The 21,701-nt window shown below is 70.0% G+C and carries 14 protein-coding genes; 4 read left to right on the forward strand and 10 right to left on the reverse strand.

Annotated features, from left to right (window positions below; translation table 11 throughout):
* Positions 1-38: 38 nt before the first annotated feature.
* From ACVN90_RS15240 to gabT, 5 genes are all read right to left on the reverse strand, one after another.
* Positions 39-1,400 carry an NAD-dependent succinate-semialdehyde dehydrogenase gene (locus tag ACVN90_RS15240; RefSeq protein ID WP_475099055.1) on the reverse strand — a complete coding sequence of 454 codons (1,362 nt, stop codon included), beginning with the start codon at positions 1,398-1,400 and terminating at the stop codon, positions 39-41.
* 32 nt (positions 1,401-1,432) lie between these two features.
* Entirely contained in the window at positions 1,433-3,010 is a 1,578-nt protein-coding gene (locus ACVN90_RS15245; RefSeq protein WP_475099056.1) for an APC family permease, read from the reverse strand.
* Positions 3,010-3,891 carry a universal stress protein gene (locus tag ACVN90_RS15250; protein ID WP_475099057.1) on the reverse strand — a complete coding sequence of 294 codons (882 nt, stop codon included), beginning with the start codon at positions 3,889-3,891 and terminating at the stop codon, positions 3,010-3,012. Before ACVN90_RS15250 ends, ACVN90_RS15245 begins: the two co-directional genes overlap by 1 nt.
* Positions 3,888-5,249 (reverse strand): flavin monoamine oxidase family protein, encoded by a 1,362-nt coding sequence (locus ACVN90_RS15255; RefSeq protein WP_475099058.1) that lies wholly within the window; start codon positions 5,247-5,249, stop codon positions 3,888-3,890. Before ACVN90_RS15255 ends, ACVN90_RS15250 begins: the two co-directional genes overlap by 4 nt.
* Before the next feature lie 98 nt (positions 5,250-5,347).
* On the reverse strand, positions 5,348-6,709 hold the full coding sequence (gene gabT, locus ACVN90_RS15260; RefSeq protein ID WP_475099059.1) for a 4-aminobutyrate--2-oxoglutarate transaminase: 1,362 nt from the start codon (positions 6,707-6,709) through the stop codon (positions 5,348-5,350).
* Positions 6,710-6,801: 92 nt separating this feature from the next.
* Here gabT and ACVN90_RS15265 point away from each other — a divergent pair, with 92 nt between their 5' ends.
* Both ACVN90_RS15265 and ACVN90_RS15270 read left to right on the forward strand, forming a co-directional pair.
* Positions 6,802-8,337 (forward strand): PucR family transcriptional regulator, encoded by a 1,536-nt coding sequence (locus ACVN90_RS15265; RefSeq protein WP_475099060.1) that lies wholly within the window; start codon positions 6,802-6,804, stop codon positions 8,335-8,337.
* A gap of 206 nt (positions 8,338-8,543) precedes the next feature.
* Positions 8,544-9,962 (forward strand): NAD(P)/FAD-dependent oxidoreductase, encoded by a 1,419-nt coding sequence (locus ACVN90_RS15270; protein WP_475099061.1) that lies wholly within the window; start codon positions 8,544-8,546, stop codon positions 9,960-9,962.
* 26 nt (positions 9,963-9,988) lie between these two features.
* Here the strand turns inward: ACVN90_RS15270 and ACVN90_RS15275 are convergent, their stop codons facing one another.
* Entirely contained in the window at positions 9,989-11,467 is a 1,479-nt protein-coding gene (locus ACVN90_RS15275; protein WP_475099062.1) for a helix-turn-helix domain-containing protein, read from the reverse strand.
* Between the two features lie 210 nt (positions 11,468-11,677).
* Here ACVN90_RS15275 and aceB point away from each other — a divergent pair, with 210 nt between their 5' ends.
* Together aceB and ACVN90_RS15285 are read left to right on the forward strand one after the other, a co-directional pair.
* Entirely contained in the window at positions 11,678-13,342 is a 1,665-nt protein-coding gene (gene aceB / locus ACVN90_RS15280) for a malate synthase A (protein WP_475099063.1), read from the forward strand.
* 31 nt (positions 13,343-13,373) lie between these two features.
* On the forward strand, positions 13,374-14,969 hold the full coding sequence (locus tag ACVN90_RS15285; protein ID WP_475099064.1) for an isocitrate lyase: 1,596 nt from the start codon (positions 13,374-13,376) through the stop codon (positions 14,967-14,969).
* 74 nt (positions 14,970-15,043) lie between these two features.
* On the opposite strand, the gene ACVN90_RS15290 is transcribed toward ACVN90_RS15285, so the two are convergent.
* From ACVN90_RS15290 to ACVN90_RS15305, 4 genes are read right to left on the reverse strand one after another with little or no spacing between them, the layout of a single operon-like run.
* Positions 15,044-16,207, reverse strand: a complete 1,164-nt coding sequence (locus ACVN90_RS15290) for a Wadjet anti-phage system protein JetD domain-containing protein (protein WP_475099065.1) — start codon at positions 16,205-16,207, stop codon at positions 15,044-15,046.
* Entirely contained in the window at positions 16,204-19,593 is a 3,390-nt protein-coding gene (locus ACVN90_RS15295; protein WP_475099066.1) for an ATP-binding protein, read from the reverse strand. The genes ACVN90_RS15290 and ACVN90_RS15295 overlap by 4 nt, the downstream gene beginning before the upstream one ends.
* Positions 19,590-20,255, reverse strand: a complete 666-nt coding sequence (locus ACVN90_RS15300) for a DUF4194 domain-containing protein (protein WP_475099067.1) — start codon at positions 20,253-20,255, stop codon at positions 19,590-19,592. Before ACVN90_RS15300 ends, ACVN90_RS15295 begins: the two co-directional genes overlap by 4 nt.
* Positions 20,252-21,682, reverse strand: coding sequence for a DUF3375 domain-containing protein (locus ACVN90_RS15305; protein WP_475099068.1), 1,431 nt, complete (start codon positions 21,680-21,682; stop codon positions 20,252-20,254). Before ACVN90_RS15305 ends, ACVN90_RS15300 begins: the two co-directional genes overlap by 4 nt.
* Between the last annotated feature and the right edge of the window lie 19 nt (positions 21,683-21,701).

Raw genomic sequence — 21,701 nt, forward strand, 5'->3', positions numbered from 1 at the left:
CCTCGGCGTGCGGAAACCTACCCTTTCGCGATTCCGCGTCAGGCGCCGACGCGGATCAGCTTCTTGTTGACGAACTCGTCGGCGGCCAGGAGGCCCATCTCGCGCGAGGTGCCGGAGCGCTTCACACCACCGAAGGGGAGGCCGGGCTCGTCGGCGAGGACCACGTTGACGTAGACCATGCCGGCGTCGATCTTGTCGGCGACGCGCTTGGCCTGCTCCTCGTCGGTCGTGAAGACGTACGAGCCGAGGCCGTAGCTGGTGTCGTTGGCGAGGGCGACCGCGGCGTCCTCGTCGGCGACCTTGTACACGACGCCCACAGGGCCGAAGAACTCCTCGCGGTACGCGTCCATGTCGCTCGTGACGTCGGTGAGCACGGTGCCCGGGTAGAAGGCGCCGTCGCGCTTTCCGCCGGCGACCAGCGTCGCGCCCTGCGCCACGGCCTTGTCGACCTGCTCGGCCAGACGCTCGGCCGCCGTGAGCGACGACAGCGGGCCGAGCACGGTGTCGTCCGCGAACGGGTCGCCCACCTTCGCGCCCGACATCGCGGCCGTGAACTTCTCGAGGAACGCGTCGTACAGGCCGTCGACCACGATGAAGCGCTTGGCGGCGTTGCACGACTGCCCGGTGTTGTCGAGACGCGCGTCCACGGCCGCCTGGACGGCACCGTCGAGGTCGTCGGTCGAGAGCAGGATGAACGGGTCGGACCCGCCGAGCTCGAGCGCCACCTTCTTGAGGTTGCGGCCTGCGATCTCCGCGACGGCTGCGCCCGCGCGCTCGGAACCCGTCACCGACACGCCCTGCACGCGGCGGTCGGCGATGACGGTCGCCGCCTGGTCGTTCGTCGCGTAGATGTTCGTGTAGACGCCCTCGAGCCCGGCGTCGGCGTAGATCGCCGCGATGGCGGCGGCCGACTCGGGGCACTGCGGAGCGTGCTTCAGGAGGATGGTGTTGCCCACCACGATGTTCGGCGCCGCGAAACGGGCGACCTGGTAGTACGGGAAGTTCCACGGCATGATGCCCAGCAGCACGCCGAGCGGCGAGCGGCGGATGACCGCGGTGCCGTCGCCGTCGATGTCGATCGGCTGGTCGCCGGTGATCTTCTCGGCGTGGTCGGCGTAGTACTCCGTGATGTCGGCGGCGAAGTCGACCTCGCCCAGCGCGGCCTCGAGCGGCTTGCCCATCTCGCGCACGATGATCGCGGCGAGGTCGTCGCGACGCTCGCGGTGCAGCTCTGCGACCTTGCGGATGCCCGCGGCGCGCTCGGCGACGGGCTTGTCGCGCCACGTGCGGTACGCAGCATCCGCTCCCGCGATCGCGGTCTCGAGAGCCTCGTCGGTGATGGTCGGATACGTGGCCAGGGTCTCTCCCGTGGCCGGGTTCACGACGGCGTAGTCGGTCATTGCGTTCTCTCCGATCGGGTGGAAGTGGGTCGCTAGTCTGCCTGTTGGCGGCGGGCGCGTCGAAGGCTTTCGGGGGCGTCGATACTGAGTGTCTCACCGCGGAAGAACGCCGGACGCTTGATCGCCTGCCAGATCATGATCACGACGCCCGCGAGGATGACGACCACGCCCAGCACGAACACGAGGCCGAGGCCGCCGATGCTCGATCCGCTGCCGTACGCCGGGTCCATCGAGTCGATGAGCGTGGTGACGAACAGCACCGCGAGGATCGCGCCGCCGACGAGCGGGAACAGGAACGTGAAGAAGAAGCTGCGCACCGAGTCGAACCACTGCTTGCGGAAGTACCAGACGCACGCGAACGCGGTCAGGCCGTAGTAGAAGCAGATCATCATGCCGAGCGACAGGATCGTGTCGGTGAGGACGTTCTCGCTGATCACGCGCATCACCGCGTAGAAGACCGAGGCGACGATCGCCGACACCACGGTGGCGTAGCCGGGAGTGAAGAAGCGCGGGCTCACACGGGCGAACTTCGGTGGCAGCGCGCCGTAGTGTCCCATCGCGAGGAGCGTCCGCGCCGGGCCGACGGCCGTCGACTGCAGCGAGGCGGCCGAGCTCGACAACACGGCGAGCGACACCAGGAACGCGAGCGGACCGAGGATCGGGTCGGACAGCGCGAAGAAGACGTTCGCCGAGATGTCCTCGTTGGCGAGTCCCAGCGGACCGTCGCCGACGCCCGCGAACATGATCAGGCCGATCGAGAGAAGGAGGTACAGCGTCACGACGATCACCACCGTGAGCATCGCCGCGCGGCCCGGAGTCTTCGCGGGGTTCTTCGTCTCCTCGTTCATGGTGAGGACGACGTCCCAGCCCCAGAAGATGAAGATCGACAGCGACAGCCCGGCGGCGAACGCGCTGAACGTCGGCACCTCGAACGGATTGAACCACGACCACGAGAACGCGGTCGGGTCGGGGGCGTCGCCCGACACCGCCTTGACGATAGCCACGACGGCGAACAGCAGCAGCACCGCGACCTGGAAGGTCACCAGGATGTACTGGAACTTCTGCGTGGTCTGCATGTCGCGGTACGAGATGAGCGTCGCGCCCAGCATGAACAGCAGGCACACCACGACATTGATGAAGGGGTTGAAGGCGAGCTCGGCGATGTCGGGGTTGCCGCTCAGCTGCGAGATCAGCAAGAACAGGAACTCCACGGCGATGCCCGCGAGGTTCGACAGCACGATGACGGTGGCGGCCACGAGGCCCCAGCCGGTCATCCAGCCGATCCACGGGCCGAAAGCCCGCACGCCCCACGTGAACGAGGTGCCGGAGTCGGGCATCGCGCGGTTGAGCTCGCGATAGCCGAACGCGGTCAGCAGCATCGGGATGAAGCCGACCAGGATGATCGCGGGCACCTGTGTGCCCACGACCGAGACGGTCGGGCCGAGCGATGCGGTGAGCGTGTAGGCCGGGGCGATCGTGGAGACGCCGATGACGACGGCGCCGAGGACGCCGACCGCTCCCGCGCTCAGGCCCTTCTTCGACAGCTCGCCGGCGTGCGCGCCGGAGGTCGGGGCCAGCGGCTGGGTGCCGCCGCTCTGGGAAGCGCTCATCATCGTGCGCCTTTCTTGCCGCGGGTGCGGGGCACCACGACCATGGGTACAGGAAGCTCGTGCAGCATCTTCGCCGCCGTCGAGCCGAGGAACAGGCGCCGGCGCCGGGCCAGCCGGCTGGAGCCGACCACGGCGAGTTCGCCGGGCTCCCAGCCGAGGTGGGCGACGGCGTCTTCGATGCTGTCGCCGCGCGCGACGACGACGTCGGCCTCGACGCCGTCGGGCAGCGCCTCGAGGGCCTTGCCGAGCACGTCGTCGGCGTGGGCGGCCCCGGCGATGCGGATGACGCCGGTGTCGACCCCGGCAGGAAGGTCGACGGAGACCAGCGACAGCAGCCGCAGTTCGGCGCCGGTCGCGGTGGCGAGGGCCACGCTCTCGTCGAGCAGCGCGCTCGCACCCGGACGGGTGCCGATGGCCGCCGTGATGCGGGTGACAGTGGTCGCCTCGAGGCGCCGCGACCCCTCCGGGGCCAGCACGACCGGCACGTCCGACGAGTGCAGCAGCTCGTTCGCGACGGTGCCCAGGCGGTGGCGTCCGCGAAGTCCGCCGTTCGCGGCTCCGACGACGATGTGCGACGCCGCGAGCTCGTGCGCGGCAGCGATCAGGCCCTCGGCGAAGGAGTCGCCGAACCGCACGTGCGACGCGTGGGACACAGCATCCGGAATCGACGCCGCCGCCTCGGCGAGCCAGGCCTCGGCCTGCGTCACGAGGTAGCGGTCGTAGCCGGCATCGGGCGGCGTGATGACGCTGCGGTCCTCGGCCGGGAGCACCAGCACGAGGTCGAGCGGCACGTCCATGGCCGCGGCCAGGCGCGAGCCGAGCGCGACGGCGTCGGCTCCGGCGTCCGTCGCGGTGTACCCGACGACGATGCGGTCGCTCACCGCCGTGCCGCTTCGACGATGTTCGCCGCGACGAGGCGACCCATGCGGATCGCGCCGTCGACGTGCTGGTAGCCGGCACCGGCCATGTCGCTGCAGGCGAAGTGAATCGGGCCGACGGGGGTGCGCAGGTCCGCGCCGTAGCGGGCGAGGCCGCCGAGGTCGAAGCTCGCGGCGTACGCGCCGCGGGTCCACTCCTCGGCGCCCCAGTCGCTCTCGAAGTAGACGAGCGGGGTCTTGGCCTCGGGGCCGTAGTAGTGCGACAGCGACTCGAGGATGCGCTCCTTGCGCTCCTCGGCGGAGACGCGGAACAGGTCGTCGGCGTTGCGGTCCGACACGAAGCCGACCAGAGTGCCGCGCTCGTCGCCGTGGTTGGTGTTGTCGTAGGCCTCGTGCGAGATCTCGTACGGGCTGAATGCGGTGCCCGACAGGCCCTGCTCGCGCCAGAACGGGCGGTCGTAGACCGCGTGCACCTTGATGACGAAGCCCATCGAGATGTGCTGGTGCATCTGCTGCTTGAGGCGCGGCAGCGGCGGCGCGAACTCGATCCACGGGTACAGGATCGGCGCGTGCGCGAGGATCACGAACCGCGCCCGCACCTCGAGGCCGTTGTCGGTGACGACGCGCACGCCGTCCTCCGACCGGTGCACCTCGGTCACCGGCTGACCGAGGATGACGTCGTCGCCCAGGCGCTCGGCGAGCAGGAGCGGCACCTGCTGCAGGCCGCCGACGACGCGCTCGTCGAGGATGAAGTCCGCGTCGACGAGGTGCGAGAAACTGCCGGCGCTGGCCGCCATGAGGAGTGCCTGGAGCGCCGAGAACGCGTACGCGGGCTTGGTGAGCATGGCGCCGGCGATGAAGAGGGCGATGTTGTCGCGCGCCTCCTGATCGGAGGTCTCTGCCTCGAGCCACGCCTCGAACGAGATGCGGTCGAGCTCCTCGGCGTCGGGGTGCTCCCAGGGCTTGTCGGGATCGATCTGCGCGACGAGCTCGTCGAGCACCTCGATGAGGCGGACGATCTCCTTCTCGGTCTCGGGCGCGACGGGGAAGATCTCGCCCGTGAAGCGGGTGAGCTCGCCGTCCTGGCCGATGTAGACCGAGTCGCCCTCGCGGTAGCGGCTGTAGGTCTCGAGCCCCAGCTCGGCGAGGGTCTCCTTGAGCGCGTCCTGGTCGGGCGACACCCACTGGCCGCCGATCTCGAGCATCGCGCCGTCGACGACGTCGGTCCACAGGCGCCCGCCGACGCGGTCGCGCGCCTCGAGCACGACGACCGAGAGGCCTGCCTTCTTCAGTTCGTTGGCGGCGGTCGTGCCGGCGGCGCCGGCGCCGACGATGACGACGTCACGGGTCAGCTCGGTCATTCGGACTCCTTCGTCAGGCGAGGTTGCGTTGGTCTTCTGTGAAGTGCGGGAGACGGATGCTGCGACCGCCGTGCGTGCGGCGGTCGCAGCATCCGTGATCAAGAAGCAGCGAGAGCTTCCGCGACGACGTCCAGGCCCTCGTGGAGCAGGTCGTCGGTGATCGAGAGCGGCGGCAGGAAACGGATCACGTTGCCGTAGGTGCCGCAGGTGAGCACGATGACGCCCTGTGCGATGGACGCCTTCGCGACCGCGGCGGTGAGCGCGGCGTCCGGCTCTCCCGTCGCGGGGTCCACGAACTCGGCGGCGATCATGGCGCCGTGGCCGCGCACGTCGCCGATGCGCGGGTCGGAAGCCTGCAGCTGCTGCAGGCGGCCCTTCAGGACGGTCTCGATCTCGCGGGCGCGCTCGAGCATCCCGTCGTTCTCGAACACATCGATCGCGGCGAGCGCGGCGGCGCACGCGATGGGGTTGCCGCCATAGGTGCCGCCGAGGCCGCCCGCGTGCGAGGCGTCCATGATCTCGGCCCGGCCCGTCACGGCCGCCAGGGGAAGGCCCCCCGCGATGCCCTTGGCGGTCGTGATGAGGTCGGGGACGATGCCGAAGACCTCGCTGGCGAACATGCAGCCGGTGCGGGCGAAGCCGGTCTGGATCTCGTCGGCGATGAAGACGACGTTGTTCGCCCGGCACCACTCGACGAGCGCGGGGAGGTAGCCGTCCGCCGGGACGATGAAGCCGCCCTCGCCCTGGATGGGCTCGATGATGATCGCGGCGAGGTTGTCGGCGCCGACCTGCTTCTCGATCATCGAGATGGCCTTCTTGGCGGCGAGGCCCCCGTCGAGACCGTCGCGGTAGGGATACGACAGCGGGGCGCGGTAGATCTCCGACGCGAACGGGCCGAAGCCGCTCTTGTAGGGCATCGACTTGGCGGTGAGCGCCATCGTGAGGTTGGTGCGGCCGTGGTAGCCGTGGTCGAACGCGACGACGGCCTGCTTGCCGGTGTACTTGCGGGCGATCTTGACGGCGTTCTCCACCGCCTCGGCGCCCGAGTTGAACAGGGCGCTCTTCTTGGCGTGGTCGCCGGGCGTGATGCGGTTGAGCGCCTCGGCGACCGAGACGTACGAGTCGTACGGGGCGATCATGAAGCAGGTGTGGGTGAACTGCGCGACCTGCTCCTGCACGGCCTTGACGACCTTCGGGTGCGCGTTGCCGATCGTCGTGACCGCGATGCCCGAGCCCAGGTCGATGAGCGAGTTGCCGTCGGCGTCGACGATGACGCCGCCGCCGGCCGCCACGGCCTGCACGGGTGCGGTGTGACCCACGCCCGCGGCGACGGCGTCGGCCTTGCGGTCGAGGAGCTCCTGCGAGCGGGGACCGGGGATGCTGGTGACCAGGCGGCGCTCCTGCGGAAGCGTCGGACCGCCGAGGGGCGTTTCAGTGAGGGTGTCGGCTGCGCTGCTCATGCTGGGGAGCGTATGTCCTGGCCACTGGGCCCCGCACCCGCCCGGGTGTACATTCTGCCCGGCCGGCTGTACGGGTCGTACACTCGGAGCATATGGACGCCGACGCTCCCACTCTTCGCGCCCTCCTCGCCCGGCGGGATCTGAAGCTCTCGCTCGCGGGCGACGATCTCGATCTGCAGGCTCTGGACCGCGGCATCCGCTGGGTGCACAGCTCCGACCTCGCAGACCCGACGCCGTTCCTCTCCGAGGGGCTCGTCCTGCTCACCACCGGTACGCAGTTCCCGCCGGGCGACGACGCCGACGCGGCGGCGGTCTACCGCTCCTACGTCCATCGCCTGGCGACCCGGGGCGTGGTCGGCCTCGGATTCGGCACCGAGGTCGTGCGCGCCGGCATCCCTCCCGCCCTCGTCGACGCATGCCGGGACGAACGGATGCCGCTGTTCGAAGTGCCGTACCGCACCCCCTTCATCGCGGTGGCCCGGGCGAACGCCGAGGCCATCGCCGCCGAGGCGTACGCGCGCCGCAGCTGGGCGCTGGCCGCGCAGCGGGCGATCGCCCTGGCGGCGCTCCGGCCCGACGGACTCGGCGCGACCGTCGCCGAGCTCGCGAAGCAGCTCGACACCTGGGTGGGCATGTACGACGCGGCGGGCGAGCTCGCGCGCGAGCATCCCGTCGGCGGCCTCGACGCCGAGACGGCCGCCGCCCTCCAGCGCGAGGTGACGGGCGTGCTGCACCGCGGAGCGCGGGCGGGCTCGTCGCTGCACATCGGCGAGACGCCGTTCTCGCTGCAGACCCTCGGCCGCGGCGGGCACCTGCGCGGCGTCATCGCGATCGCCGCCGGAGACCTCGACCAGGAGGGCCGCGTCGTCGTCACCGCCGTCATCGCGATGGCCGGCCTCGCGCTCGAGCAGCAGCAGGGCCTCGGTCGCGCGCGCAACGCACTGCGCGCCGGCCTCGTGCAGTCGCTCCTCACGGGCGACCCGACCCTCGCGCGTCGCACCTCGCGGGAGCTCTGGGGACCACTCCCGTCCGCCCCGGTGGTCGTGGGGGTGACGGATGCTGCGGCCGCACGCGTCGACGGCATCGCCGAACTGCTCGAGCTGTGGGCCGACGAGCGGCGCGGCGCACTGTTCTTCGGCCGTGGCGAGGACGGGCTCGTGCTGGTCGTGCCGCAGGACGACCGCTCGAGCGTTTCCGACCTCGTGGAGCGGTTCGACGTCCGCGTCGGACTTTCCGACCCGACCGGCTACGACGGCTTCGCGGCCGCGCTCGGGCAGGCGCGCGTCGCCCGGGATCGCGGCATCCGTCCGGTGACGGAGTTCGCCGAGGTCGCCCGCGCCGGCGTCCTGTCGGCGCTCACCGACGAGGCCCGCGCGCTCGCTCGGGCCGAACTCGCCCCACTGTTCGACCACGACGCCGCGCAGGGCACCCGCCTCGTCGAGACGCTGAAGGTGTGGCTCGACGAGGACTGCTCGCACGAGGCCTCTGCCCAGGCGCTCGGCGTGCATCGCCACACCGTGCGCACCCGGCTCGCCCTGATCGAGCGCGTGCTCGGCCGCGACCTCTCGTCGTTCGCGACCCGCGCCGAGCTGTGGGCGGCGCTGCGCGCCCTCGACTCGTCGGTCTGATCCCCGTCGGAGCTCGGCGTCCACGCAGTTTCCAGGCGCTCGAACACTCTCACAACCTCGATGAGCTTCCGGCTCACACGGGTGACCCGTGTGAGTCGGAAGTTCATTGACCGAAAAGACATGTGGCGCACGATCGGTCCGAGGGCGCCCGCGTTCGCAACATTCCGTTTCGGCGCACCGGCGGTGCGACCGGCAAGGATGGGGCTATGACGGAACCCGGTGGCCGCTCGCAACTCGATCACGCCCCGGTGCCCAACGGCGAGGTGTCGTGGTGGTGGCGGAGCCTCGGAGGCACGCCCGCGCCGCGCGCACCCCTGCCGGGCGACATCGACGCGGACGTCGCCATCGTGGGTGGCGGCTACACCGGTCTCTGGACCGCGTACTACCTGAAGCGCGCTCAGGCCGATCTGCGAGTCGTCGTGCTCGAGCAGCGCTTCGCCGGGTTCGGGGCGTCGGGCCGCAACGGCGGGTGGCTCACCAACACGGTCACGGGGGGTCGTGAGCGCTACGTCGAGTCGCACGGCCGTGACGCCGCGATCGCGCAGCAGCGCGCGCTCAACGAGACCGTCGACGAGGTCATCGCGGTCGCTGCGCGCGAGGGCATCGACGCCGACATCGTCAAGGGCGGTGAGTACGGCGTCGCTCGCACGCCTGCGCAGCTCGCACGCCTGCGCGCGGCGGTCGCGGCCGAGCAGGCCTGGCCGCACACCGATATCGAATGGATGGATGCCGCGGCCGCAGCATCCCGTATCCGCATCGCCGGAACGCTCGGCGCCGCGTGGCATCCGCACTGCGCGCGGGTGCACCCGGTGAAGCTCGTGCGGGGCCTCGCCGAGGCGGTCGAGCGACTCGGCGTGCCGATCTACGAGCAGACCCACGTGCGGGAGATCGCGCCCGGCCGGGCGAACACCGACCGCGGCACGGTGCGCGCGACGCACGTGCTGCGGGCGACCGAGGGCTTCACCGCCGACCTCCGGGGCGAGCACCGCACGTGGCTGCCGATGAACTCGTCGATGATCGTGACCGAGCCGCTGCCCGTGACCTTCTGGGACGCCGTCGGCTGGAACGGGCACGAGACGCTCGGCGACTTCGCCCACGTGTACATGTACGCCCAGCGCACCGCCGACGACCGCATCGCCTTCGGCGGGCGCGGCGTGCCGTACCGTTACGGCTCGCGCGTCGACACCGACGGCACGACGCAGGAACGCACGATCGCGTCACTCGCGCGGCTGCTGCGGGAGTTCTTCCCGGATGCCGCGGGCGTGCCCATCGCACACGCCTGGGCCGGCGTGCTCGGGGTGTCACGCGACTGGGCGGCGAGCGTCGTGCATGACCGGGCGACGGGGATCGGCTGGGCCGGCGGCTACGTCGGCACCGGCGTCACCGCGACCAACCTCGCCGGCCGCACGCTCGCCGATCTCGTGCTGGAGCGCGACACCGAGCGCACGCGACTGCCGTGGGTGGGGCATCGCGCCAGACGCTGGGAGGTCGAGCCGCTGCGGTGGACCGCCGTGAACGCGATCTACACCGCGTATCGGATGGCGGACAGGGTCGAGGCATCCGGTTCCTCCGGCCGCACCGCGTGGCCCGCGCACGTCGCCGACGTCGTCGCCGGCCGCCACTGACCCCGCTTCGCAGCGGTGCCGAGGGCTCAGCGCGGCGCGTGGGCCTCGAGGAACTCGTACACGTCGGTGGTGTCGACGCCCGGGAACGAGCCGGTCGGCAGGGTCGCCAGCAGGGTGCGCGGGGTGCGCACGTTCGGCCAGGACTGCTCGCGCCACGACGCCTCGAGCTCGGCCGGCGCGCGACGGCAGCACACCTCGACGGAATGCTTCGAGACGCCGCGGTTCGGGGTGTCACGGCCGAGGAACCACCGGGTGTCGTCGAAGCGCACCCCGACGCTGATCGAGTGCGCGCCTTCGCTCGAGAGCTCCACCCGAGCGGTGCACCAGTAGGTGCCGTTCCCGGTGTCCGTGTACTGGTAGTACGGGTTGAAGTGGTCGTCGACGTCGAAGACGACGCGTGAGGTCCACTTGCGGCAGCACATCTGCCCCTCGATCGCGCCGAGGCGGTCGGTCGGGAAGTTCACGTCGTCGTTCTCGTAGACCTTCGTGATGACGCCGGACTCATGCACCTTGAGGAAGTGGACGGGCAGCCCGAGGTGCACCGTCGCGAGGTTGGTGAAGCGGTGCGCGGCAGTCTCGTATGACACCGAATAGGCGTCGCGGAGGTCCTCGATCGAGAGCGAGCGGTCCGCCTTGGCCTCCTGCAGGAACGGCACCGCGTGCGCCTCGGGGATGAGCAGCGCGCCGGTGAGGTAGTTCGTCTCCACGCGCTGACGCAGGAAGTCCGCGTACGAGGTCGGCTCGCGGTGCCCGAGGATGCGGCTCGACAGCGCCTGGAGCACCGCGGTGCGCGGGTCGCCCTTCGTCGTGAGCCGGCTCGACAGGTACAGCCGGCCGTTCTTGATGTCGGCGACCGACCGGGTCGTCTGCGGCAGATCGGGCACGTAGTGCAGCGTGAAGCCGAGGTGCGCGGCGATGTCGGACGCCGTGCGCTGAGTCAGAGGACCGCCGGGATGATCCACCGCGTCGAGAATCCGCCGCGCCTCGAGCTCGAGCTCGGCGAAGTAGTTGTTCTGCGTGCGCATGAGCTTGCGCAGCGCCACATTCGCGCGGCGGGCCTCCTCTGGCGTCGCGGCGCGCTCGTCGCGCAGCCGCTCGATCTCGCCCTGCAGCGCCAGCATCGCCTTGAGCGCCTCGGTCGGCACCGTCTTGCCGATGCGGAACGGCGGGATGCCGAGCGCCTGGAACGTCTGACCGCGCATCGCCCGCTCGAGCGAGATCTCGAGGGTCGCGCGCTCGTCGAGCGGCTCCGACTCGAGGATCGCGTCGATCGACGAGCCGAGCGCACGCGCGATCGCTTGCAGCAGCGTGAGCTTCGGCTCGCGGCGGCCGTTCTCGATCATCGACAGTTGGCTCGGCGCGCGGTCCACCGCGGCGGCGAGCTCTTCGAGCGTCATGCCGCGGTCGGTGCGCAGCTGCCGGATGCGCCGGCCGATGGTGAGGGGATCCACCTCATCATCGTCGGGGACTTCACCGCGCACATCGGAGGTCAACGTCGTCGTCATGCCGTGATTCTGTCACGAAAGCAGAAATACCGGAAAACTTCACACCTGGATTCGTCGGGTCAAGCCCCGAACTTCACCCCAGAGTGGTCTCACGACCTAAGCCGATCCACTCAGAACGCGGATCAACGGATGCCGCGGCCCAGCGCACACGCCGGGTCGCAGCATCCTTCCCCCACAACTCAACGCACTCGCTCACAGGAAGGCAGGACCATGACACCTGCAACCGCCACCCCGATGCGTACCCGCACCGGCCCCATCCCCACCCAGACCCACGAGCCGTCGATCGAGATCGCCGGCCGCCTCGCGCCCCGTTACGACGAGATCCTCACGCCGGAGGCGCTCGCGTTCCTCACCGAGCTGCACCACCGCTTCGGCGCCCGCCGGCACGACCGGCTCGCCGACCGCATGCGCCGCCGCTTCGAGATCGGCAACGGGCACGACCCGCAGTTCCGCGACGACACTCGCCACATCCGCGAGGACGCGGAGTGGAAGGTCGCCGGCGCCGGTCCCGGCCTCGAGGACCGCCGGGTCGAGATCACCGGCCCGACCGACCCGAAGATGACGATCAACGCGCTGAACTCCGGCGCGAAGGTATGGCTCGCCGACCAGGAGGACGCCACCAGCCCGACCTGGAAGAACGTCGTCGAGGGCCAGCTGAGCCTGCGCGACGCGATCCGCGGCGAGCTCTCGTTCACGAGCCCCGAGGGCAAGCGGTACGAGGTCACGGCGACCGAGACGCCCACGATCGTGATGCGTCCGCGTGGGTGGCACCTGCCCGAGCAGCACATCCGCTTCACCGACCGCACGGGCCGCACGATGGCCGCGTCGGGCTCGCTCGTGGACTTCGGCCTGTACTTCTTCCACAACGCGAAGCAGCTGATCGCAGGCGGCCGCGGCCCCTACTTCTACATCGCCAAGCTCGAGTCGAGCGAAGAAGCGAAGCTGTGGGACGACGTGTTCACGTTCAGCGAGCAGTACGTCGGCATCCCGCACGGCACCATCCGCGCGACCGTGCTGATCGAGACGCTGCCGGCCGCGTTCGAGATGGAGGAGATCCTGTTCGAGCTGCGCGACCACATCGCGGGCCTGAACGCGGGTCGCTGGGACTACATCTTCTCGATCATCAAGAACTACCGCGGCCGCGGCGCCCGCTTCGTGCTGCCCGACCGCAGCGAGGTCACGATGACCGTCCCGTTCATGCGGGCCTACACCGAGCTGCTCGTGAAGACGTGCCACAAGCGCGGCGCCTTCGCGATCGGCGGCATGAGCGCCTTCATCCCGAACCGCCGCGACCCCGAGGTGACCGAGCGCGCATTCGAGAAGGTCGCCGCCGACAAGAAGCGCGAGGCCGGCGACGGGTTCGACGGCACGTGGGTCGCGCACCCCGACCTGATCCCGGTTGCCCGCGCCGAGTTCGACGCGGTGCTGGGCGACCGCCCGAACCAGCTCGACCGCCAGCGGCCCGAGGTCGAGGTCGCGGCGTCCGATCTGATCGACGTCCACATCGGGCGCCCGATCACGGCCGCGGGCGTGCACGGCAACGTGTCGGTCGCGATCCGCTACATCGAGGCGTGGCTGCGGGGCCTCGGCGCCGTCGCCATCGACAACCTCATGGAGGATGCCGCGACCGCCGAGATCAGCCGCAGCCAGGTGTGGCAGTGGATCCACCAGGACCGCACCACCGAGGACGGCACGCCGATCACGCGAGAGTCGATCGAGGCACTCGTCACGCAGGTGCTGGGCGAAGCCGACCGCCGCGAGGGCGACCGGTTCGACGACGCCGCGGACATCTTCCGCGAGGTCGCGCTCGGCCAGGACTTCCCGGCGTTCCTGACGCTGCCCGCCTACGCGAAGTACCTCGTCGAGACCGACTGATCCCCCCGAGACGAACGACAAGGAAGACGAAATGACTGCTTACCAGGACGACATCGAAGCCATCCGGGCGCTCAAAGAGCAGCACGGCTCGAGCTGGGATGCCATCGACCCCGAGTCCGCCGCCCGCATGCGGGCGCAGAACCGGTTCCGCACGGGACTCGAGATCGCCCAGTACACCGCCGACATCATGCGCCGAGACATGGCCGAATACGACGCGGACTCGTCGGTCTACACCCAGTCGCTCGGTGTCTGGCACGGCTTCATCGGGCAGCAGAAGCTCATCTCGATCAAGAAGCACCTGAAGTCCACGAACAAGCGCTACCTCTACCTCTCGGGGTGGATGGTCGCCGCCCTCCGCTCGGAGTTCGGGCCGCTTCCCGACCAGTCGATGCACGAGAAGACGGCGGTGCCCGCCCTCATCGAGGAGCTCTACACGTTCCTCCGCCAGGCGGACGCCCGCGAACTCGACCTGCTGTTCACGCAGCTCGACGACGCCCGCGCCGCCGGCGACGAGACCGCGGTCGAGTTCATCCAGTCGCAGATCGACAACTACGAGACCCATGTGGTGCCGATCATCGCGGACATCGACGCCGGCTTCGGAAACCCCGAGGCCACGTACCTCCTCGCCAAGAAGATGATCGAGGCGGGCGCGTGCGCCATCCAGATCGAGAACCAGGTGTCGGACGAGAAGCAGTGCGGCCACCAGGACGGCAAGGTCACGGTTCCGCACGAGGACTTCATCGCGAAGCTCAACGCGGTGCGCTACGCGTTCCTCGAGCTCGGGATCGAGAACGGCATCATCGTCGCCCGCACCGACTCGCTCGGCGCAGGCCTGACACAGAAGCTCGCCGTCACACACGAGCCCGGCGATCTCGGCGACCAGTACAACTCGTTCCTCGACGTCGAGGAGATCTCGGACGCCGACCTCGGCAACGGCGATGTCGTCATCAAGCGCGACGGCACGCTGCTGCGCCCGAAGCGCCTCGCCAGCAACCTCTACCAGTTCCGCTCGGGGACCGGCGAGGAGCGCGTCGTGCTCGACTGCATCACGTCGCTGCAGAACGGCGCCGACCTGCTGTGGATCGAGACCGAGAAGCCCCATGTGGAGCAGATCGCCGGCATGGTCGACGCGATCCGCGAGGTGATCCCGAACGCGAAGCTCGTCTACAACAACAGCCCGTCGTTCAACTGGACGCTCAGCTTCCGCCAGCAGGCCTACGACCTGCTCGCGGAGCGGGGCGAGGACGTCTCGGCGTACGACCGCGGCGACCTGATGAGCGTCGAGTACGACAACACGGAGCTCGCGCGACTGGCCGACGACAGGATCCGCACATTCCAGCGCGACGGGTCCGCCCGCGCGGGGATCTTCCACCACCTCATCACGCTCCCGACCTACCACACGGCCGCACTGTCGACTGACAACCTGGCCAAGGGTTACTTCGGCGACGAGGGCATGCTCGCCTACGTCAAGGGTGTGCAGCGCCGCGAGATCCGCGAGGGCATCGCTACGGTCAAGCACCAGAACATGGCCGGCAGCGACATCGGCGACAACCACAAGGAGTACTTCGCCGGCGACGCCGCCCTCAAGGCAGGCGGCCAGCACAACACGATGAACCAGTTCAGCTGAGTTCGAGGGACGACGGATGCTGCAGCCCGGCCGGGCTGCAGCATCCGTCGTCTCCCCTCACCGGGGTGGCCGGCTCAGCCGAACCGATCGCGCAGTCGTGTGCGAGCCCAGTCCCAGTCGATGCGCTCCTGCTCCAGGCGCACGGCGGGTCCGAACCGGTCGGTCACCAGGTCGTCGTACAGCGCCTGCTCGGCGGTGTGCAGTCGCGGCAGGGCGGCGTTGGTCGGGGCGTCCTCGCTCCCCCATCGGTCCCGGTGTGCGAGCAGCGTCTCGCGGTCCATGAGGACGGACTCGGCGTGAGGCAACCACGCGCGCACTCTGTTGAGGATGCCGAAGCCGTGCGTGTCGAGATCGCCCCAGTACAGCACCGGCACGTCGGCGAGCCACGCCAGGGAAGCGGGCTGATCGGCGTCGTACCCCTTGCCCCACAGCACCACGCCGCCCTCGGGCACCGGCACGCTGAGGTAAGTGATCTCGTTCTCGACGATCAGCGCACGGTCGGGACGCGCCCGCAGCTCGCGCAGCTCTTCGACGCGGAAGGATGCCTCGGTCAGGACCGCGGGCATCGCCATCGCCGCCGGGTCGAACCGCAGGCGCACCGTCTGCGGCCTCGAGGCCAGCCCGAGTCCCCGCGTGAAACCGGAAGCGGATGCCGGCACCCCGAGCATCTGGCCGAGCGCCGCACGGTGGCGCTCGATGAACTTCGTGTCGACGCCCGGGGCATGCACCTGCCGTGCATGGAGGCCGGAGCCGCGATGCGTGTCCAGCCACCGATACGCTGCCCGCAGCGGCGTCCACTCGACGGCGAGCGCGATCGCCGCGTGCGGGTGCGCCAGCGCCCACTCGCGCGGCACCGCGTCGTCGCGGGATGCCTCGATCATGTGGCGGAACGCGTCCGCCGCCTCCGCCACGCCGAGCAGTTGCCATGCCTGATCGAAGGTCGACAGGATCGCCCGCACCGGAACCTCGGTGGTGCCGCTGACCCGCCCACCGATCCTCCCCCGCTGCACCGAGAAGGCCCGGCCGTCGCGCGAGCCTCGGCTGACGGCTTCCACCCACTGTCGGGCTTCGTCGAAATGCTCGGCGAGATCGGTCGACGATGGATGCCGCAACGTCACCTCGATGGCCGGGAAGGCCTCGCCGAGGGCGAACGCCCGCAGCAGGGTGCCGTCGACCCACCGCCGGCGAACGGTGTCACGGACGCCGTCGACCCGCGTCCAGCGGGCCGGATCCGTCACGATCGCGCCGCCGCGGCCTCAATGGCTGCGGCATGCTGCTGTGCGCGGAAGTCCTCGATCGTGAGCGTCCGCACGCGAGAGGCCGCACCGGTCGGATTGTCGACGAAGCCGATCGCGCTCACGTATGGCTCGATGACGTGGACCTTCTGCAGCGGCGTGACGATGAGAAGCTGGAGGCCGAGCTTCGCGAAGAGCTCCAGCGCGTACCGCGTCGAGGCATCCGATCCTCGTCCGAACGCCTCATCGATCACGACGAACCGGAAGTCGCGCGACGAGGCCGCACCCCACTGGAGTTTGAACTGGTACGCGAGAGATGCCGCGAGGATCGTGTAGGCGAGCTTCTCCTTCTGTCCGCCGGACTTTCCGTCCGAGTCCGTGTAGTGCTCGAACTCCTCGCCGCTCCCGCGGTCCTGCTCGCTCGCCGCGAAGGTGAACCACGTCCGGACGTCGGTGACGCGGCGCGTCCAGACGCGATCGCTGTCGGCATGCCCCTCTCGACCCTTGAACCGGCCAATGAGCGCGCGGATCCGCTCGAACTGCTGCTCGGGGTCGGCGCCGTCGGCCGCCAGCACGTCGGTGGTCGCCTCGCGGAGGTCGGCGCGGAACTGACGCACCTCCTGGTTGACCGTGGGCTCGGCGTTCAGCACGATGATGCGCCCGGGGTTGTAGTCGATCGCCCGAAGCGCCTCATTGATCGTGTCGATGCGAAGGCGGATCTCATCGGCGTGCTTGCGCAACCACGCGTGGAAGCCGACGAGCTCGCGCACCGCGTTGGTGTTCAGCTGGTGACGGAACTCGCTCTCGAACCGCGGCAGGTCGTCACGCTGCACGCGGTCGTGCAGCGCACGGAAGTCGCCGATCGCGCGCACGTCGGCGTCCATCTCATCCCGCATCGCCGGCCACTGCCGCAGGAAGTCCGCCATCTTCTGCTGGATGCTCGTGGTGTAGCCGAGTATCTCGCGCTGCGCCGCGTCGATCCCGCTGGAGAGGCCCGTGATCAGGGTCTGCGCGAGGCGGTCGCAGCCGTCGATCGTGCGCAGGTCGCGGCGGCCGGCCCGCTCGGCCAGGCTCGGGTAGTGCGCGCGGGCGCGGGTCAGCATGTGCTCGTCGAGCGTGGCGAGGGTCGCAACCTCGCGCTGCCGGCGCGCATCGAGCGCGTCGCGCGTGGTGCGCAGCGCGCTGATGCGCCCGATCGCATCTTCGTATTCGACGCGCACCCGCTCGTCCTCCGCGTCGAGGCCGGCGAGCTGCTCGTCGATCGCGGCAAGCCTGCTCGATCCGGCGACGAGGGTGTGGCGTTCCCCTTCGAGCGCTGCCAGCTGCGCCGCCGCCGCCGTGACGTCCAGCGTCTGCCAGCTCGGATACTGCTCGAGCGCGGCGAGCGCCTGTCCACGGACGGCGAGCGCTGCGGCATCCGCGTCGATCGCCTCCAGCGCCCGTTCGATGTCGGCGAGCGCCTCGTCGTGACCGGCCAGCTCCGCCTCCAGCGCCGCCACCTTGTCGACGCTCCCCCGGCCGAGGACCCAGGAGCGCGGGTCGGTGACGGCGCGGCGGTCGTCCTTCTCGTGCCGGTCGCGATCGCGGATCAAGCCCTGCACCGTGACGGCGCGCTCCTCCTGCTGCAGCTGAGCGACGGATGCAGCCAGCACGTGGTCTGCGCGGCGCTCCAGCTCGGAGCGCAGGAACTCCTCGAATCCTCCGCGCTCCACGGTGAGAGCATCGACCAGCCGCGTCTCGGGGTGGGAGGCGGGAATCGTCCGCACGCGGCGTTCGGGAACACGCAGATAGACGAGGTGCGCATTCAGCCGGTTGTCGTTGACCCACTCCGACACCCTCGGGTACTGCTGCTGAGGCACGAGCAGCGACAGCGCGAAGCCGCGCAGGACGCGCTCGGCGGCGCCACGCCAGGGTGCGAACTGGTCGCGGACGTCGAGCAGTTCACCGGCGAACGGCAGATCGGCCTCGTCGAGGTCGAGAGCCGCGCACAGTGCGCGCCGCACCCGGTCGAGGTCAGCGGGCAGACTGTTGCGGCGGTTCGCGAGCGACTCCAGCTCGACGTCGACGGCACGGCGGGCGTGGCGAATCTCGGCACGACGGTCGAACAGCGGGTCCTGCCGGCCACGCAGCGCGGCACGTTCCCTGTCGATCCCCGCTCGCATCGTGACCGCGGCCTCGACGCGCGCGAGGAAGTCGACCTCGGTCTCGACCGGCGGCAGTTCGAGCGCGGCCAGTTGCCCACTGTAGGCGCGGAAGCGCTCGACGCGATCGTCGCGCACCGCCCGAGCCTGCGGGATCTCATGTTCGAGCGCGGTCAAGCGGTCGCCACCCACGCCGGCGCGCTCGAGCACGAGCCGGTCACGCTCGGGAACCAACGCCTGCCGAGCGACCGCCAGTTCGTCCTTGCGACTCTCCGCCGACGCCAGGTCGGTCTCGGCGTCGGCGACAGCAGCCGCCGCGAGCTCGCTCACCCGCTCGGCGATGAAAGGCACGACCGCGGAACGCTCATCGGTGAGCTCGGCATGTCGTATCACGGCGAGCGCGTACTTGTCTGCGGCGGCGACCAGTGGTCCGAGCGTGGCGAGCTGCTCTGTCGCGGTGCGCACGGCCTCATGCGCCGTGACGAGGTTGTCGTAGTGGTCGACGATCGCCCGCACCCGCCCTGATGCGTCGACGGGTTCGAGCATGTGGTCGCGCACGAAGTCGTTGAGGTTCCCGACCGACTTCATCGACACCGTCTGATGGAACAGCTCCATCGCCTGCTCGGACGGGATGCCCAGCAGCCGTCGCAGCCTCCGGTGATACTCCGTGAAGGTGTTGTCGATGTCGGCGCCCCTGGCACGCAGTTGCGCGCGCAGCGCTTTGAGATCGGAGCCGAACCGACTGAAGTCGGGGTCTATCGACAGCGGTACCGCCGCGGTGATGAAGAAGCGCTCCGGCTGCCCGGTGCGGTCCTTCTGGTGGAACACCTGCGCGATCGTCACTGTCTCGCCGTAACCGGCGTTGGTGAACCGGCCGAGGATCACCGAGTACGAGGTGTGGTCGCGAAGGCCGACGGGGCGCGAGGCTCCGGTCGCCTCGTTGCGTTCGGACTTGTAGTGCCCCTCGACGTAGCTGCGGAGCGTCCGCTCCTTGGCGTCGGCGCCGGCCGCCTTGTTGTATGCGATGCGGTGGGCGGGGAGCAGAAGCGTCGTGATCGCGTCGACGAGCGTCGACTTGCCGCTTCCGATGTCACCGGTGAGGAGGGCCGTCTGACCGTCGGGCTGCAGAGACCACACGCTGCGGTCGAACGTACCCCAGTTGTAGACCTCGACGCGGGTCAGGCGGTAACCCGCCCCCGCGCTCGCGGGATCGTCGACGTCCCACGCGGAGAACAGCGCGTCGCTCATTCCTCCCCTCCCGAGACCGCCGCCGACATCGCGGGGTCGGCTTCGTCGACGGAGACGGCCCCGACGACCGCGGTCGTCTCCGTCGCATCACCGCCCGCATAGGCGGCCAGTCGCGCCGAGAAGTCGGCGAGAGTCTGTGCGTCGACGTAGGCCTTGAGGATGCGGCGCACCTCCCACGCGCCGCGCTGCCCGCGCAGTTCGCGGATGAATCCGAGGTCGGCGACCTGGGCGATGGTGCGGTCGGCCTGCTCGACGATGCGCGCCTCGTTGGTGGACGTGGCCTGGAAAACGCGGAGCAGTTCGACGATCTGGTCCCGGGTGAGCACGAGCTTGCCCGCTTCTCCGGAGGCCTCGAACTCGACCATGCGGCGGCGCAGCAGCACGAGCAGCAGGCTGACGTTGTAGGTGAGGCTCCGGCGGCGTACGAGTCGCGGCAGAACCTCCTCGCCCTCTTCGGGTTCGCGGGTTCGCAGGTAGGCGTACCCCTCGGCTTCGTCGACGACGACGTCGACGCCGATCGCGGAGAAATGGTCGGCGACGGCCGCCCGGTATTTCGCGAGCGCCTCCCACACCGGCTCGTGGGCGGGCAGGTCGCGGTAGACGACCTCCCGCATGAGGGAGATGATCGCTGTCGCGACCGCGTGCTCGTCGGTGCTTCTCATCGGCGTGTCACCCTCACCTGCGGCATCCTCACCCGGCGGGCCGCTCCCACCGCGTCGATGTAGTCGATGGTCATCTCTCCGGCGGACTCTTCGACGGTCACGGCCATATCGTCGTCGTCGAGCGCGAGGTAGCCGAGAATCTCGGCGGCGCCGTCCTGGATCGGATAGAGCGAGACGATGTCGTCGAGCGCCACGCTCGATCTCGGGGGCACGACGGCCTGGATGTTGCCGACCAGCCGGGCCGTGTCGACGAAGCGCTGCGCGAACAGCCCGTCCAGCTCGACCTCGTCGATGGTCTGCGGCGCCGGCAGGCTGTCGACAACGACGTCGGGCTGCGGGTCGTACAGCGGCCTCTCGAACACGAGGGCGATCGGCAGGCCCGGCTCGTCGACGTGCACGCCGACATCGGCAGGCGGACGGTCGCGAACGGCCAGCGCGGACGCCTCGACCGCCCGCACGAGGTCGAGCACCCGCCGGTTCTCGACCCACACCTGGTCGTCGAGGAAGCGGCGCAGCTGCTCCGAGAGGCCGCGGACGGTCTGCTGCGCGCGTTCGGCGGCATCGGCCCAGTCGTGGTGCACACGCCGCACCCTGTGGTCGGCGGTGAGCTGGGGCATCCCCTGCACCGCGTCGAGCAGGTCGGTCAGCTCGTCGTGCCGACCCTCGGAGAGCAGGAAGTCGTAGAACGCCTGGAAGCTGCGACCCTGATCCGACGACGCGATGTCGGTCCGACTCGTCACGAGTTCTTCGAGCAGTGCGCCCTTGCCGGCGTCCCAGCCCGCGATCTTCTCACGTGCCGATCGATCCAACGCGCGGAAGTTGTCCTCGACCTCGCGGAAGTCGCCCAGCAGTTCGCGCGCGGTCGCGGCGAACTGCTGGGACCGCTCGCGCAGCGCGGTGTCGTCGAGCACGGGGACCTTGCCATCGCGCGCGTCCGCGAGTTCTCTGTCGATCGCCTCGCGGCGCCGTTCGAGTTCGGCGATGCGCTCTGCCGGGTCCGCCTGCGAACCGTGCACGATCTGCCGCAGCAGGTCGACGAGCGTCTGGAGCCGCGACTCGGTGCCCACGAACGGGCGGGCGCGCAGACCCTCAACCCAGCGATAGGCCTTCTCCAGCGCCGGCGTGGCCTCGACGTGCACCTCTTCCGAACCCGCGGGGTAGAAGCGTCGCAGCAAGCCCGCCTGCGGGTCGGACCAGTTGTCGACATACGCCGCGGCATCCTGCGGATAGCGCTCCGGCGTGGCGCGATGGAGTGCGAACAGCTCGTCGTCGAGCGCCGAGACGAGATCACCCAGCGGTATCGCCCCGCGGTTCTCGTCGATGAAACGACGGCCGAGGAACGACAGGATCAGCGGCGCGTTGTGGGCGCGCAGAACACGCCATGCGGCGTGCCGCTCCCACAGCCGGTCGAGTTCTTCGAGATCCATGCTGCGTCCAGGGTAGGAG

It is taken from the genome of Microbacterium sp. F01 (assembly GCF_056156365.1).

Excerpts from the sequence above, each read along its gene's own strand:
- ACVN90_RS15240 (WP_475099055.1), bottom strand. The coding sequence starts at position 1,400 with ATGACCGACTACGCCGTCGTGAACCCGGCCACGGGAGAGACCCTGGCC.
- ACVN90_RS15245 (WP_475099056.1), bottom strand. The coding sequence starts at position 3,010 with ATGAGCGCTTCCCAGAGCGGCGGCACCCAGCCGCTGGCCCCGACCTCC.
- ACVN90_RS15255 (WP_475099058.1), bottom strand. The coding sequence starts at position 5,249 with ATGACCGAGCTGACCCGTGACGTCGTCATCGTCGGCGCCGGCGCCGCC.
- gabT (WP_475099059.1), bottom strand. The coding sequence starts at position 6,709 with ATGAGCAGCGCAGCCGACACCCTCACTGAAACGCCCCTCGGCGGTCCG.
- ACVN90_RS15265 (WP_475099060.1), top strand. The coding sequence starts at position 6,802 with ATGGACGCCGACGCTCCCACTCTTCGCGCCCTCCTCGCCCGGCGGGAT.
- ACVN90_RS15270 (WP_475099061.1), top strand. The coding sequence starts at position 8,544 with ATGACGGAACCCGGTGGCCGCTCGCAACTCGATCACGCCCCGGTGCCC.
- ACVN90_RS15275 (WP_475099062.1), bottom strand. The coding sequence starts at position 11,467 with ATGACGACGACGTTGACCTCCGATGTGCGCGGTGAAGTCCCCGACGAT.
- aceB (WP_475099063.1), top strand. The coding sequence starts at position 11,678 with ATGACACCTGCAACCGCCACCCCGATGCGTACCCGCACCGGCCCCATC.
- ACVN90_RS15285 (WP_475099064.1), top strand. The coding sequence starts at position 13,374 with ATGACTGCTTACCAGGACGACATCGAAGCCATCCGGGCGCTCAAAGAG.
- ACVN90_RS15295 (WP_475099066.1), bottom strand. The coding sequence starts at position 19,593 with ATGAGCGACGCGCTGTTCTCCGCGTGGGACGTCGACGATCCCGCGAGC.
- ACVN90_RS15300 (WP_475099067.1), bottom strand. The coding sequence starts at position 20,255 with ATGAGAAGCACCGACGAGCACGCGGTCGCGACAGCGATCATCTCCCTC.
- ACVN90_RS15305 (WP_475099068.1), bottom strand. The coding sequence starts at position 21,682 with ATGGATCTCGAAGAACTCGACCGGCTGTGGGAGCGGCACGCCGCATGG.